The organism is Cupriavidus taiwanensis, assembly GCF_900250115.1.
In the GTDB taxonomy this organism is placed as follows: domain Bacteria; phylum Pseudomonadota; class Gammaproteobacteria; order Burkholderiales; family Burkholderiaceae; genus Cupriavidus; species Cupriavidus taiwanensis_B.
In genome coordinates, this window is sequence record NZ_LT984805.1 from 230,556 (window position 1) to 245,982 (window position 15,427).

Genomic DNA, 15,427 nt, shown 5'->3' on the forward strand with positions numbered 1-15,427 from the left:
TCGAAATTCCCGGGACTTCAAGCTCCAAGCCTCGCCGCGGAGACGGTCCTACTTCCGTATAAGGGGATGGGTTGAACGCACCAACGACCAAGGTCTTCCATCCACCGACGCTCTCTTCGGCAATGAGTATCCTTGGCGGAATCTACATAGGGCTGTTTTTTTAGATAGCCGATAACCGCGTTGACGTCCTTGGCCGCATCCATACCGCTTGCCACGGCATCGCATCCGTGCCGACGGAGGTAGCCTTCCGAATTACCATAGCCACGCATCATGGGCTCGGCCACGACATATCCGCGCGACAGCAAATAGCCCGTCGCAAAATTAAAACGAAATCGTGTGGTTTTCCAGGAATGAGCCGTGGTTTAGTACCGCAAGAAATGGACTCGGACCCGGCCGGGTGTACAGCGTGACTTCGAGCTTGACCGGATCGTCGGGATTTCCTTCCACCAGAATCACCCGCTCGCTTTTCTGCACGACCTCTGGAAGATGCTGCTTCGGTTCCCTCTCAGCGAGGGGCGCACAGGCCGCGACGAGCAAGGCCCCCGAAGGCCAGAAGCAAAGAGAGATGCTTTGACATGGATTTACTTTCTCCCTTCGCAAATGCCGTGGCGGTTTCGTTCATCGTTCCACCTGTACATTGTTCATGCCAAGCCGCCCCAGGCTGCCCGCCAGCCGCAACCGCGTGGCTTTCCAATCGGCCAGTGCCTGTACGCGCTGCTGCTTGGCATTGGCCAGCGCCGTTTGCGCATTCAGCAGTTCGAGAATATTGCCGACGCCGGCCTGATAGCGATGTTCGGCAGCGTTAAAGGATTGCTGCGCAGTATCGAGTAGCGTTGCGCTGTACTTCACGCTGTCCGTGGCGGTTCGAACGGCCTGATAACTGCTCCACACCTCCAGCCCCACCTGCTGGCGCGCAGCATCCAGACCGTCGTGCTCGCGTTCGAGCTGTGCCTGGGCCTGATGGATCCGGTACAAACGGCCAAAACCTTCAAATAACGGGATCGTGAGCTGAATCCCGACATACCAGTCGCGTCCGGTAGCCGGAAAGCTCGGGACGCCGAGCCCTAGCGTAGCTGGCTGATTGTTCAGGCTGTAGCGGGATACCAGGCCGAGGCTGGGCATGCCCTCGGCGCGCGTCTGGTCAACCCTGGCCGCCGCCGCATCCACCTGGGCCTCGGCGGCCATCACGCTTGGATGTGCCTGCCTGGCGCCCTCGATCAACTCGCCAACCGCCTGGGTGAACTGCGCGTCCGTCCTCACCTCGTCGCCCACACCGGGCAGGGTGAGCGGCACGTCCGGCGATAGATTCATGTCAGCAGCGAGCGTGCCAACGGCGGTTTGCCACTGGCCGTCCGCCTTGGCGCGGTTTAGTACCGCCTGCGTATAGGCCGTCTGTGCCTGCAAGGCATCCGAGATGGGCGCCACGCCTTTGTCCACCCGCCCCGAGGCCGCGCGGAGGCTGTTCGCCGCCATCGCCTCCACATCGCGCGCCGCAACCAAGGCGCCCGCACTCGCCTGGGCCGTGTAGTAATCCTTGGCCGTGGTCACGAACAGGCTTTGCACGGTGGCATCCTGCGTTGATTGTGCGGCAGCCAGCAATGCCGATGCGCTGCTCACGGCAGCGCTACGCGCACCGAAATCGTAGAGCACCCAATTCAATGCCACGTTGCCGGTGCCCACATTGGCGAGCGTGGCCGAACTCAGATTCGGATGCCTGGTCACATCCGTCCTCGCCCCGTCTCGCACGTACTGCCCGGTGCCGTTCACGGTCGGCAAGTAGCCTGCCCGCGCAGTCCCCACGCCAGCGGCCTGGGCCTTGACATCGGCCCAAGCCTGGCGCGTCTTTGGGTTGACGCATAGCGCCCGTTCGACGGCCTCGCCCAGGAGCAGCGGCGAGACTGGCGGCCCGGCCCGACATCCGGCGATGTCCGGAATGAGCGCGCCGGCAGGGGTGGCCGGAAGGTGCTGCTCCGCGCGCAGCGGGTCGAAGGCCTGCGCGTCCTGGACCAGCCCCCATAGCCCGGCCAGGATGAGGGTGAGCGGGATGCGTCTAGCGTTCACGCAAGCTCTCCTGAGCGGCCTCGATCACGGGGCCTAGGAAGTATTCGGCCACCGTGCGCTTGCCGGTACGGATATCCGCCGTAACCGCCATGCCAGGCGTGAGCGCGATCCAGCGGTTCTCCACCCGGATGCGGTTAGTGGTGAGGCGAATACGCACCGGAAAGGTGAGCCCAAGCTTCTTGTCGTTGGTAGCGTCATTCGACACGGAGAGCACCGTGCCCTCGATGAAGCCATAGCGGGAATAGGGAAACGCCTCCACCTTGACCGCGACAGCCTGGCCCACGTCCACAAAACCGATATCCTTGTTTTCCAGTTGTCCCTCGACCTCCAGCGTGTCGTCGGGCACGATTTCCATCAGCGCCTGGGCCGTGGTCGCGACACCGCCCAGTGTGTGCGCGGCGAGTTGCTGCACCGTGCCGGCCACGGGCGCGGTGAGGCTCATCAGTTCCTGGCGCGTCTGCGCCTTGGTCTCATCGTTGCGGCTCTGCGCCCCCTGCTGGGTGTGTTTCTCCAGCTCATCGAGCTGGTCATGCCGAAACTTCGAGGCTAGCGCCCCCAGTTCGGCCCGCTGCTCGGCGATACCGGCCGTAAGCTCCAGCACGTGGGCACGCTGGGCCGCCAGCTCGTTCTCCAGGTCCAGGGCCTTCTGTTCCTTGTCCAGGTAATCGTGACGCGCCACATACTTGTCAGCCACCAGCGCCTTATAGTCCATGGCCTGCTGGCGCGCAAGCGGCGCGGTGGCCTGTAACCGTGCCACTTCGGCCCGTGTGCTGTCCCGCGCCGCCTCGCGCTTGTGCAGCTCTGCCTGCGCGCTGTCGATGCGATCCTGATACTCGCGCCAGGCGCCATTGGCCAGATGCTGGGCTTCGCGCATTCGGTCTTCCGACGCGCCATCCACCTGCACAACCTGCGGCGGTTGTTTGATTTCCTGCGCGCCAAGCAGCGCCCGCGCACGGGCCGCACCGAGGCCGGCATCGACGCGGGAGAGGTACGCCTTGTCCGCATCGGCGGCGGCCTGAGTGGTGTCGAGCTTCACCAGCAACTGGCCCGCCGCCACGCGCTGGCCATCACGCACGAGGATTTCGCGAATGACGCCGGTCACCGCCGGCTGAATCACCTTCACCCGCGCATTGGGTACAAATTTCCCCTTGGCAGTTACCACGATATCGAGCTTGCCAAAGATGCCGATCAATAACACCAGTCCGGTTAGCGCCACAATGATTCGCATTGTCCAGCGGGGCGCCGGATGCGCTGGCGTTTCCGCCAATTCCAGATGGGCGGGGAGAAATGCCAGTTCGTGCGGGGTCCGACTGGGCGCGTCCAACTCGCGACGGATGTGCCAGGCCGCCCGGAATACGCTGGCGTAGCGGCGCAGCGGCTCACGCAGCGCCGCCCATTGGGATACGCCGGGGGTACTCATAGTCCGCTGTCCTGTAACGAGACGAGATGGGCATAGTAGCCACCCAGTGCCAGCAACTCCTCATGCCTGCCCCGTTCCACGATACGGCCGCCGTCCATGGCAATGATCTGGTCGGCGTGGCGCACGGCGGTGAGCCGGTGGGCGATGATGATCACCGTGCGTCCGGCGCAGATGGCCTTCATATTGTTTTGGATAATTCGCTCGGTCTCGAAATCGAGCGCACTGGTGGCTTCGTCGAACACCAGCACGCGCGGATTGGTCAGCAGCGCCCGTGCAATCGCCAGGCGCTGCCGCTGGCCGCCCGAAAGGTTGCCGCCGTGTTCACCGACCACCGTGTCGTACCCTTCCGGCATGTCGCAGATAAAATCGTGCGCTCCCGCCAGCTTCGCCGCTTGCATGACTGCCTCCAGCGGGGCGCCGGGATCGGTGAGCGAAATGTTGTCGCGGATCGAGCGATTGAACAGCAGGTTCTCCTGCAACACCACGCCGATCTGGCGGCGCAGCCAGGAGGGATCGGCCAGCGCGAGGTCGATGCCATCTATACGCACCGCGCCCTGCTCCGGCAGATAGAGTCGCTGTAGCAGTTTGGTGAGCGTGCTCTTGCCTGAGCCCGAGCGCCCGACAATACCCACGACGTGGCCGGTGGTGATCCCCAGGCTCACGCCATCGAGGATCGGCGGGCCGTCCGCGCGATAGCGGAAGCGGATGTTCTCGAACACGATGCTGCCCTTGATGGACGGCGGCGTTTGCCGGCTTTGCGCCAGCTCCGTGCGCGTATTCAAGATGTCGCCGAGGCGGCTCATGGATATACCGACTTGCTGAAAATCCTGCCACAGTTGCGCGAGGCGCAGCACCGGGGCGCTCACGCGCTGCGACATCATGTTGAAGGCGATCAGCGCGCCCACGGTCAGCTTGCCGTCGATGACGAGCTTGGCTCCAAAAAACAGCGTGCCGAGCGTCACCAGCTTCCCCACCAATTGAATCGCCTGCTGCCCGACGTTGCCGAGTGAGGTCACACGGAAGCCCGCCGCGACGTATGCCGCGAGCTGGGTTTCCCAGCGTTTGACGAACTGCGGCTCCACGGCCATGGCCTTGACCGTTTCGATCCCGGACACCGATTCCACGAGGAACGATTGGTTATCCGCGCCACGGGCGAACTTGTCGTTCAGGCGCTTGCGCAGCAACGGCGTAATGAAGGCGGAAATCGCACCGTAGAGCGGCAAGGACAGAACCACCATCAGCGTGAGCCAGACGCTGTACAGGCACATGACAGCGAGGAACACCACAGAGAACACCAGATCGATGAGCGCGGTCAGCGCCTGGCCGGTCAGGAAATTTCGAATGCTTTCCAACTCCCGCACGCGTGCCACGGTGTCGCCCACACGCCGCGCGCCGAAATAGGCGAGTGGCAAGGCTACAAGATGGCGAAACAGGCGCGCGCCCAGTTCCACGTCGATACGGTTGGTCGTGTGCGCGAATACATGGTTGCGCAGGCCCGTGAGCAACACCTCAAATACCGAGCTGACAAGGAGCGCCAGGCACACCACGTTGAGGGTGCTATAGGTGCGGTTCACCAGCACCTTGTCCATCACCACCTGGAACATCAGTGGCGACACCAGCCCGAACAGTTGCAGCGCCATCGAAACGCCGAGCACTTCCAGCAGCAGGCGGCGGTACTTGACCACCGCCGGGATAAACCATGAGAAATCGAAGCGAGCCAGCTCGCCTGCCAGGGAGGCGCGCGAGGTGAAAAGCAGGATGCGCCCGCTCGTACGCGCCACTATCTCTTCGATCGGCTTGGGTGCGGGCGCCGACATGCCGGGCTCCAGTATCAGCGCGGTCTTGCCATCGGAACCGGCGAGAATGAAATGCCGGCCCGCACTGTCCAGCACCAAGGCCGGGAATGGGGTCTTGCCAAGCCGATCTGCCACCAGCGCCACTGCTCGGGCTTTCAGGCCCATGCCACGAGCGGCTAATACCAGATCGGCCTCAGAGAAGGACTCGCCACCGAGCGCGGCGGCATGGCGGATTTGCGCGGCATCCGTAGCAATGCCATGAAATCGTGCGATGAGCACGAGCGCAGCCAAGCCGGCATCGTCGAGACGCGCCAGGTTTTCGTTCGAACCCATGGATCAGTGCGAAATTGTTCTTGTTAGACGGGGTGGCTATCGACAAGCGTAGAAAAACCGGCGCCCTCGCAAGGGCGCCGTCTGCTACCGTCGGGGTGACGTATCAATGAGCCGCCAGTTGCAGTGTGGTTTGATCCTGGGGCAGCGCCTGCGCAACGATGCTACCGGCTGCGTCCGGCGCATACGCGGCCATTGCCTGAATCAACTGATTCACTTGTTTTTGGGCGAAGGTATCCGCCGCGCTAGGCGTCTGGCCGTTGCCCGGATTGAACATCAGATTGACCCCGGCAATGTCGCCCGTGGTGCCATCGGCGCGCGTGTACGTGCCGTCATCCAGGATGGTGTTGCCGTTGCTGTCCTGGCTGATGTGCGTGGCATCCAGGTTGATCCCTGCAATACCCAATTGGTCGAGGGTGTACAGTTGCCCGCTCTGGAACTGGCCGGTGCCTGTCGTATCACCCCACACCTTGAGGGTCTGCCACGTTGCCACGTTGGCGCCCACATTGAAGACGTTGTTGCTGGTGCAGACTAGGTCATTGGCACCGGTGTTGATGGTGTTGTTTGTACCGTTCGCCGTGACCGTGACATTATTGCCGGCGTTAATGGTGTTGCCAGTGCCGTTCACTGTAGCGGTGGCGCCATTCAGAAGATTAACGGTTGCATTATTCGCATTGACCGTCGCACTAGTATAGACATTTTCGGTAAGCAGATTGCCAGATGGATTCGTAACGGTCGACGTGCTCGGCGCTGTTCCAGTGAACTTTACCTGGATCGTATTACCGGATGAGTAGTTCTCCGACATCGAACCAATCTGATTGGTCGCGTTGTTGTTCGTAAAGGTGACCGATTGAAGGGTTCCAGGCGCGGGAGCCTGTGCGCCACTGGCTGCGCCGTAATAATTGAAGTAGGCCTGCCAGTTAACACTGTTCGGCAAGGTCGCATAGACGCCCATTGCACTATCAATCAGAATCTGCCGATCAGAACCGATAAGGCTACTGGAGCGAATATCCGTGGCATGTTGCGTATCAAGTAACGACTGAAGCCCGGTACTACTAACGCTACCATCAGGATTCGCCTTATACTCGCCCGCCAAATAAATCTGCGGACCATTATTGCTCAGAATCTCCCGCTGAACCACCCAGTTGTTATAGACTGCTTCGCCCTCTTGATGCAGGCCGACCATGGCGCTCATCGCATAGGCGTCTGGACTACTGGACGGAACTGCATACGCCGATTTGAAGTCAGTGTCGGCTTTCACATTCGCGAAATGACCGATCTCATGGGCCAAGCTACCGATGACCTCGCCATCCGGCCAAGTTTTCCAATTGCTAGCAAACGTAATTCCTCCCCCTTCCTTGAAGAACATGCTGCCATCGGGCCCTTGAACAATTGGGTTCAATGATCCCGCAGCAACTGCCGCCTGGTAATCCAATAGCTGGGACACAAGAGTTGGACTCTTGTTTATAAGTGCAATCTGACTCGTTGAGAGTCGGACGTTACCCCACATTGATTCATTGCCCGTGATAATCTGATTACTTGTCATGGTAACTCAACCATTTTCCTGTTTTGAAATAAACTGATATTTGTTGCACAGTCAATCGTAGAGAAGCCAACTATCAACTCAATCCAATTCTCCTTGTAATTGAATCCATAAAAATAGTCCTCACCCGGGTGATCATAATTTCTATGTGATATACCTCGACCGAATTTATCAAAGAGCACGCCACGAGTTATACATATATTATTTCGATCAAGATAATCACCAAATGACACCCTCGGCAGCCCTCCATCACTCGGCGCAAGGGTTCCATATGACGCGCTGGGAGTTGTTGAATAAAGAAAAGTTTCTTGAGACGCCGATGCGATCTTGAAATCCCGTCGGATTCCAATTAACTCATTAGTTTTCGGATGAAAGGCTTGATGCGGCTCTCCGTGGCTAAATTTCAGTCGAAAGCTTTCCGCCAATAGTTCGCTATTTGTTAAATCGCCATGCTCAATGACGTTATTGATCGCTGCGAGAAAAGCCTCCGGTGTTCTGGCAGCATCTGATGCCGACCGCGAGCCCGCGCAGCCATATAGGTAGCCAATGGAGATAGCAATAGCAAGCACTGTCGCTTTGCCTGAAAGATGGCGCCCATTACGCCTTCGATAGCTGATCATTTGAGCTTTATCACCTCCAAGTATGTTGACACCCAGCGTCAAACACGCAAATCTGGTCATGCCCTTAGGCACGCCTCCGCCATGCTGAATAAACTCAGAAAAAATGCACCGAATATTCGCACGAGCAAACCAGCCCATCATTTATTGCAGCACAGGCGGCCACACGGATTCTATAGTCGGACCTGAAAAATTCAGTCTGAGGGCCCAGCGTGGCTGGAGGGTGGATGATTCTGGTCGCCCCATCGGTTGACTGCGGCAATGCGGGCAAGGTCGATTGGCTGCATTCCTGGCGGATCGAGCCATACCTGTGAGCAGAGTCAAGACGAAAAAAAAGAACGCCCGCGGATGCCCAGGCGGGCAATTGCTCGCGGCAGCCAACGGAGATTGAAGCCTGCGGCACAGAGGATAGGGGACGGCGTTACCGATTTCGCCCTGACGCATGCCGTGATCCGCTTTGACATGGCCGATGACAGGCTCGACCGCCTGGCGACGTTTAAGCATTCTGCGCTGGCGACGATTCATGGTTTTGATTCTGCCGCGGTGAATCACCTTCACCGGCGTCACTTCGGCATCGACCCCGCGATAACCGAGGTCAACGATAGCAGTGTGGGGCTTGCGCGATCCCGGCAGGTCCTGAAGCAGGATAGCGGTTTGCTCGAGTTGGATGTGTAGTGTGTGACCATCGTAAGGATTGCCAGGAAAGCTGCGAGCACCGACGATGAGTCCCTGATTGGCAGTGATTGCCAAACTCACCTTCACACCGAACTCATACGGCTGGGGGGCTTTGCCCTTGGCGACACACTTCACCTCGGGTGCGTGCAGGGCGTAGAGCTTGTTCTTGTCCTTGACGCGTTGCTGCGCAATGCGTCGGGCACGTTCGAGCCAGGGACGCAGACGCTCTTGCTGGTCCTCGGCAAGCGCCGTCATCTTGTGTTCGATGTCCCGTAGTACGCGGCCGAGCACGGTGCGCTGACGCTTGAGCACGGTTCTCAGCAGTTTGAACTGCTTGGCATGCGCATAACCACCCGCACGAAATCGCAACGACTTGCCTTCCCTGCCAAAGGTCTGCTTGAACTCGATGCCGGCGCGTTTGGCCAGTTGCACCACCTTGGCCCGCGCTACCTCCAGCAGACGGCTGTCGGTCGGATAGGCAATGGCCTTCTCTTGCACCGTGGTGTCGACGACGACCCGTTCGAACTCAGCCGGTTTGATCACGTTCATTTGCACGGCGGCAGCAATCGTGGTGGCCAGCAGTTCCTCGACGCCAGCCTCACCCAGAGCCTGCCGGAAACGCACGAAGTTGGTCGGGTCACACGGCAGCCGCATCTGGAAGTACTCCTCGCCGCAGAAGTACTGCCAGTACACGTTCTCCGCCCAGCGCTCGCACACCGACTCGTCGCTCTCGTTGAAGGCATGCTTGAGGTAGAGCAGCCCGACCATCAGCCGGATCGGAAGGCGAGGCCGGCCTGCGGCACTGATGCCTGCACCAGCCACCGCCAACATCGGTCCGAACAAGTCCTCGCCGACCACGTTGCTGCCATCCTTCGCCTTGCGCGCAAGCACTGGCGCCAAGGCTGCCTCAATGCTGTTCCACGGCATCCGGCTCGCCAGCACTGCCAGCGGATGCCGAAGATCAGTCATCCCGTCCAGGCGGCTGCGAAAGAAGTCCGGTGTGCTCATCCGCAAGTTCCTCAAATCTCCCAGGATTCGAATCAGATTCATATTCGATCTGGGAGTTCGGCACGCAGCGAAATTTTTTGCTAAACCTTAGGGATGCTCTGCACAATTAGCCGGCGGATGTGCTTGCAATGAATCGTCGAGCCAGCGAGCATGTGGCGCATGAAACAAACTGACCTTGGACTGAACTTGTCGACCAAGCGCACCCGCAAGCGCGAATTCCTGGACGAGATGAACCGTGTGGTGCCATGGGCCGATCTGGTGATGCTGATCGCTCCGTACGCCCCGGAAGGCAAGCGCGGCCGTCCCCCGTTCGCGGTCGAGGCAATGCTGCGCATCCACTTCCTTCAGCAATGGTTCGGCCTGTCGGACCCGGCGATGGAAGAAGCGCTGCACGACGTGCCGCTGTATCGGGAGTTCGCCGGGCTGGACAACTGGACGGTGAGGCTGCCCGACGAGAGCACCATCCTGCGGTTCCGTCACCTGCTGGAGAAGCACAAGCTGGCCGCTCAGATCCTCGCGCTGGTCAACGACATCCTTCGCGACAAGGGATTGATGCTGCGCGCGGGCACGGTGGTGGACGCGACACTGATCAGCGCACCGAGTTCGACCAAGAATGGGTCGGGCGAACGCGACCCAGAGATGCACCAGAGCAAGAAAGGAAACCAGTGGTATTTCGGCATGAAAGCGCACATTGGCGTGGACGCCGAAAGCGGGCTGGTGCACACGGTGCGGGGCACGGCGGGCAAGGTCAACGACGTGGTTGAGGGCAACAGCCTGCTGCATGGAGAGGAAACCGACGCGTTCGGCGATGCGGGCTATCAGGGCGTGGAGAAGCGTCCGGACGCGCGGGCGGGCGTGAACTGGCACGTAGCGATGAAGCCAGGCAAACGTCGCGTCCTGGACCAAAGCAAACCACTTGGCGCGCTCGTCGATCAGGTCGAGCGAATCAAGGCGGGCATCCGGGCCAAGGTCGAGCATCCGTTCCGGGTCATCAAGCGGCAGTTCGGCTACACCAAGGTCCGCTATCGAGGGCTGAGGAAGAACACCGCGCAACTCATGACCTTGTTCGCACTGTCCAACTTGTGGATGGCGCGCGGCAAACTGCTGGCTGCCGGGGCATGAGCGCGTTTCTGGCTCACGCCGATGCCTCGCGCGCAGCCCGCGAATGCTGCTTCGCGCGTGCGAGATAGCTTCGCTCCGAGCTGATAGGTTGGCGTCGTGGCGCATTCAGCTTCCTGTTAAACGGCCAAGCACACTCGATTCGCGTTTGTGCAGAGTATCCCTAACCGAAAGGACTTGTGTCTACGGCGCCTGCCTCCGGTAAGATATTGCGTAGTAATTGCTGTTGAGCCATGTTGTTACTTCTGCCGATGGCCTTGAGCGGATCGCGCAGCACAGCTCTACCAACCTCCATGACGTCGCTCACCACTCGTTGATCGCAACTGCGTTCCGCCCCCCAGAAATTCAAGGCAGCCCATTTTGGGAAACTACAAGGGAGTGCTAGAAGCTGCGTTTCTGGCTCGCGTGTCACCAATGGAATGTTATAATCCAACAGCGAGCAGATGCCACCCGCTGAATGCAGTAGCGTTATCTGCGCATGCCAGGATGGCACCACCGTCTCTCGGTAGCCAGGCGTACCGGCCTGCCGGCTCAGGAAGGCACGTAACGGGCTGCCGGGTTCGCTGTCTTCTTGCAATAGGATCCAGGCATTCTCGCTCTTATCCTCGTTGACTCTGCGCGTGGCGCCGACGAGCCGACGCTGCGTTGCCACGATGTTATGCTGGCGCACACGCTCGGGATGGTGCCCGCTGTCGACGACGAAGGCGCAGTCTAATTCTCCGGCGTCAAGTAGACTGGCAAGCACCGCATCGGCAATCACCGGCCGCGTGACAAAAGTGTCTTGCGGAAACTCTTCGCCTAAGGCGAACAAGATTTCAGTGATGAGGGGATCGCCAATCGATGCCGAAAAGCCTATTGCTACGCGCCTACCACCCTCCTGACGCTTGGTCGTGACCTCCTCTCGGCGTCGAACCAAATCTCCCCATATCGCCAGGATCTGTCGCGCTATCTTTTCCAGACGTATCGCATGCGGTGTGGGCACAAGTATGCCGTTTCCTTTGAAGAACAAGGGGTCACCGGTGATCTCGCCCAAGCGATCGAGACTATAGGACACCGTGCTCACGCTGCGCTGGGTGCATGCTGCGACAGCCCCCAGGTTACGGTACTCCATAACGAGAACAAAGACTTGCAATAGCTTCGTGTTAACATGACGAATTTCCGATAGCGTAGTATTGGACATTCTACCAATATCACCATGCAATGGTGACGCGAGTCTAAAGGACGGGATGGGTATCCAAAAGAAAGATAGACATAAGTCTGGTCCCGTGAATTGATCTGAATCAAAACTTTGCAGACGTCGAAAGATCCTCGTGCACCCCCGGCGTCAGAATTGTTGTCGTGTCACCTGATTTCGATTGACCCAGTCTGGGGGCGGTAGAGTCAGAGTGAATGAGAGCCTATTCAGCAGAGAGAAAGGAAGCGCTGTTGCTCCGCATGATGCCTCCCGAGAACGCGTTGGTGTCAGCGCTGGCAAGGGAGACGGGGATCACGGAGCAGACGCTGTATGCTTGGCGTCGACAGATGAAAGCGCAAGGAGTCCCGGTGCCGGGAGATGGAAAGAACCCCGAGGTCTGGTCCTCGGAAGACAAGTTTGCGGTGGTACTGGAAACCGCGCCGCTCAATGAGGCGGAATTGGCCGAGTATTGCCGCCGCAAGGGTCTTTACGCGGAGCAGATCGCTGCTTGGCGCGAGGCCTGTCGCTCGGCCAATGCCAACGCCGGTGAGCAGGCGCGAGAGCAACTGCTCCAGTCCAAAGGCGACAAGAAGCGTATCCAGCAGCTTGAAAAGGAATTACAGCGCAAGGAGAAGGCGCTGGCGGAAGCGGCCGCGTTGTTGATCCTGAGAAAAAAAGTCCAGGCGATCTGGGGAGAAAAAGAGGACGACTGATCAGCGTCCCAGATCGCCGGTTGTGTATATCGTTGATTCGTGAGGCAGAACGCTCTGGCTGCCGGCTGGCGCAGGCTTGCGACGAGTTGGGTCTGAGCTTGCGCACCTTCCAGCGCTGGGTTCGGGAAGGCGACGAGGTGGTCGCAGATGCTCGCACCACCACTGAGCGGCCAGCGCCAGCCAACAAGCTAAGCGAGGCGGAACGCCAGCAGATTCTTGCCGTGGCCAACAGCGTGGAGTTTGCCAGTTTGCCGCCCAGCCAGATCGTACCGACGCTGGCGGACCGCGGCCAGTACGTGGCCTCGGAGTCGAGCTTTTATCGTGTCTTGCGTAGCGCGTCGCAGCAGCATCACCGCGGTCGTGCGCGCAAGCCCTCGGCCCGGGTGGTGACCAGCCATTGCGCCACCGGTGAAGTGCATCGGGCGGAGTCGGCGGAACTGGCGGCGCTGCTCATGCGGCGAGCCAGTTTGGCCGAAGGTCTGGCTGGACGTCCTCTGGTTCTGCACTCGGATAACGGCAGTCCAATGAAGGGCGCGACGATGCTGGCCACCCTGGAAAACCTGGGGGTGGTCGCTTCGTTCAGCCGGCCGCGCGTGAGCAATGACAACCCCTACGCGGGGTCGCTGTTCCGGACCTGCAAATACCGGCCGGACTACCCGCACCAGGCGTTCGACAGCGTGGACGAGGCACGCGCATGGACGCAGCGATTCGTGCGTTGGTACAACCATGAGCACAAGCCTAGTGCACTGAAATTCGTCACGCCGGCGCAGCGCCACAGTCGCCTCGCCCCGGTGGTGCTGGCGCACCGTGAAGCGGTCTATGCTGAGGCTAAGGCCAGAACGCCTGCGCGTTGGTCAGGGCCGACGCGGAACTGGAGTTTGGCCGACGAAGTCTGGCTCAATCCGGAGCAGATGGAGCTAGCAGAACTAAAGCAGGTTGCGTAAGGTGACGTGACAACTACGTTGACAATCGCCGTGCATGCGGGGCCGCTCATTGAATCGGCGGATTGTTATGCGTTTAGGTTCAAATACAAGCCAACGCCGGGGAAAGCGGCAAGAGCTCGCAAAGAGATTGCTTCGCTCTGGCCAGGTTTGCGTTAAACAATCGAACATGAATTTTCTGGACTGCTTTTCGAAGGGTTTTATCTCCGTGGCATCAGGCACCTTGGAGACCGCCTATCAGGCTGCTGAAGTACTCATCGCGCTAGCGATGAGTTTTTCCCCGCAAGGCGGGGAGCGCTGTTTTTCACAATCCGGAAGCCGGACGTCACTGCCTCGGCTTTTTCCGCGTTTTGGCGCCCATTCCGGCCTCATTAGCGCGATTACTGCAACTGCGGACGGATTTGTCCCAGCGAGCGCATGCGCACGAGGTGGTAGGCGGCCATGCTCAGCACAAACATCTGATCGACTTTCTTCAGACCGCGCACCATCACCTGACGCATGCGCCCCACGGTCTTGACCCACCCGAAGCCCTGTTCGATCAGCTTGCGCTTTTGTTGCGAGACGGCATAACCGGCGCTGGAAGCAATGGCATCAGGAACGGCCGAGCGACGACCCGATGTGTTCTGCGCCACGTGGGGCGTCACCTTCATTTCCAGGCAGGCCTCAATGAACTCGTGCGCGTCATAGCCCTTGTCCGCGCCCACGGTGACTTCCACATTCAGGTCTTCAATCACCTGCCTGGCATCGTTAAGCATGACCTTTGCGGCCTCCCGCTCGGCGTGTCCGTCCGCCTTGGTCACCATGGCGCTAACCACCAGGCCATGGCGGTTGTCGCTCAGGGTATGACCCATGTAGCGCAGCTCACTGGATGTCTTGCCCTTGCGGTAGAGCTTGGCATCGGGATCGGTCTTGGATTCGTGTGTCTCGTTGCTGCGCTTGCGACCTTTGAAGCTGCCGCCGGCGTCATCGTCTTGGTCGTCGCCATCCTTGCGCACGAAGCTCTTGTGGCCTGCCCACGCCTGTATCAGCGTGCCGTCCACGCTGAAGTGCTCACCCGACAGCCAGTTCTTCTTCTGCGCGATGGCCAGCACCTCGTTGAAAAACTGGATCACCGCATCATGCTTGATCAGTCGCTCGCGGTTCTTGGTGAAGACCGTGGGCACCCAAACTGAGTCGTCCATCGACAGCCCGATGAACCAGCGAAACAGCAGGTTGTATTGCGTCTGCTCCATGAGCTGGCGCTCAGAGCGAATGCTGTAGAGCACCTGCAGCAGCATGGCCCGCAGCAACTTCTCCGGCGCGATACTGGGGCGGCCACCCTTGATATCGGCCTCGTACATCTGCGCGAACAGCCGGTCCATCTTCACCAGCGCCTGGTTGGCCATAGTCCGGATCGAGCGCAGCGGATGGGACTGCGGCACGAAATCCTCCAGCCTCCGCATAGTGAACAAGCTTTCCGTGAAGGTATCTGCGCCGCGCATGAATGTGGGATTGGATGGGATCCTCAAAGCAACGCTTCAGCCAGTCGTCGCGCTGACGTCCGCTGGAGGTATTTCAGCGGCCTGCTAGGGCCGAACCTGGCGTCGAATTCGTGCCGTACCGCGCTGCGAACACAACCGGCAATCCTCATTTGGTTAGTTTGGCAATGCTAATGTTTGAACACCATCCCCTCGGGATATCAGATATCAGGAAATCCTTATTATAAATTAAAGAAAATCCGATGACATCTTCTGTAGGGTGCGATTAGTATCTGTATAGGGATTGGGCTAGACAGGCCCTCCTTGAGTTGGTGTATGTCTCCCCAAACAATGCGTCCTTTATAGCGCCCGACTTCCCGTCGGGCGTTTTTTTAACGTCTGTGTGCGGGTGTATTGTGCCGTATACGATGGCATCCCGGACACGCCAGTGGTAGGGGATCTGCTAATGGAGAACCAGGCAGCTCTGTCGGTATTTCCGGCGCGGAATCGTTAGGTAGTTCATTTCCGCTTCAGTTGAACTCGTACGACACCCAGCCATCTTCGTTAAACTAG

General features: G+C 59.5%; 9 protein-coding genes and 1 pseudogene. 2 read left to right on the forward strand and 8 right to left on the reverse strand.

Annotation, left to right across the window (positions count from 1 at the left end):
• Nucleotides 1-618: 618 nt before the first annotated feature.
• The 6 genes and pseudogenes from CBM2586_RS30230 to CBM2586_RS30255 all read right to left on the reverse strand — a co-directional run bounded on the left by CBM2586_RS30230 (nt 619) and on the right by CBM2586_RS30255 (nt 9,450).
• Nucleotides 619-2,061, reverse strand: coding sequence for a TolC family protein (locus CBM2586_RS30230; RefSeq protein WP_012354588.1), 1,443 nt, complete (start codon nt 2,059-2,061; stop codon nt 619-621).
• The gene (locus CBM2586_RS30235) at nt 2,051-3,481 is read right to left on the reverse strand and encodes an HlyD family type I secretion periplasmic adaptor subunit (RefSeq protein ID WP_012354589.1); all 1,431 of its coding nucleotides are present in this window, start codon (nt 3,479-3,481) and stop codon (nt 2,051-2,053) included. The genes CBM2586_RS30230 and CBM2586_RS30235 overlap by 11 nt, the downstream gene beginning before the upstream one ends.
• Nucleotides 3,478-5,610 (reverse strand): type I secretion system permease/ATPase, encoded by a 2,133-nt coding sequence (locus tag CBM2586_RS30240; protein ID WP_012354590.1) that lies wholly within the window; start codon nt 5,608-5,610, stop codon nt 3,478-3,480. Before CBM2586_RS30240 ends, CBM2586_RS30235 begins: the two co-directional genes overlap by 4 nt.
• A 103-nt stretch (nt 5,611-5,713) precedes the next feature.
• Nucleotides 5,714-6,976, reverse strand: a complete 1,263-nt coding sequence (locus CBM2586_RS30245; protein ID WP_145987295.1) for a hemolysin — start codon at nt 6,974-6,976, stop codon at nt 5,714-5,716.
• Between the two features lie 173 nt (nt 6,977-7,149).
• Entirely contained in the window at nt 7,150-7,911 is a 762-nt protein-coding gene (locus CBM2586_RS30250) for a hypothetical protein (protein ID WP_145987296.1), read from the reverse strand.
• A 176-nt stretch (nt 7,912-8,087) separates the two neighbouring features.
• Nucleotides 8,088-9,450 (reverse strand): annotated as a pseudogene (locus tag CBM2586_RS30255) (IS5 family transposase).
• 159 nt (nt 9,451-9,609) lie between these two features.
• On the opposite strand from CBM2586_RS30255, the gene CBM2586_RS30260 reads away from it, so the two are divergent.
• The gene (locus CBM2586_RS30260) at nt 9,610-10,572 is read left to right on the forward strand and encodes an IS5 family transposase (RefSeq protein ID WP_012354594.1); all 963 of its coding nucleotides are present in this window, start codon (nt 9,610-9,612) and stop codon (nt 10,570-10,572) included.
• Between the two features lie 160 nt (nt 10,573-10,732).
• Here the strand turns inward: CBM2586_RS30260 and CBM2586_RS30265 are convergent, their stop codons facing one another.
• Nucleotides 10,733-11,749: a LysR family transcriptional regulator gene (locus CBM2586_RS30265; RefSeq protein ID WP_012354595.1), complete on the reverse strand. Its 1,017-nt coding sequence runs from the start codon at nt 11,747-11,749 to the stop codon at nt 10,733-10,735.
• 209 nt (nt 11,750-11,958) lie between these two features.
• On the opposite strand from CBM2586_RS30265, the gene CBM2586_RS30270 reads away from it, so the two are divergent.
• Nucleotides 11,959-13,400 (forward strand): IS3 family transposase gene (locus CBM2586_RS30270; RefSeq protein WP_240074694.1). Its coding sequence is split into 2 segments (ribosomal slippage): nt 11,959-12,421 and nt 12,421-13,400, totalling 1,443 coding nucleotides; the frame shifts between segments, so codons are not numbered across the junction.
• Between the two features lie 377 nt (nt 13,401-13,777).
• Here the strand turns inward: CBM2586_RS30270 and CBM2586_RS30275 are convergent.
• A complete protein-coding gene (locus tag CBM2586_RS30275; protein WP_012354583.1) occupies nt 13,778-14,878 on the reverse strand; it encodes an IS5 family transposase in 1,101 nt (366 codons plus the stop codon).
• Between the last annotated feature and the right edge of the window lie 549 nt (nt 14,879-15,427).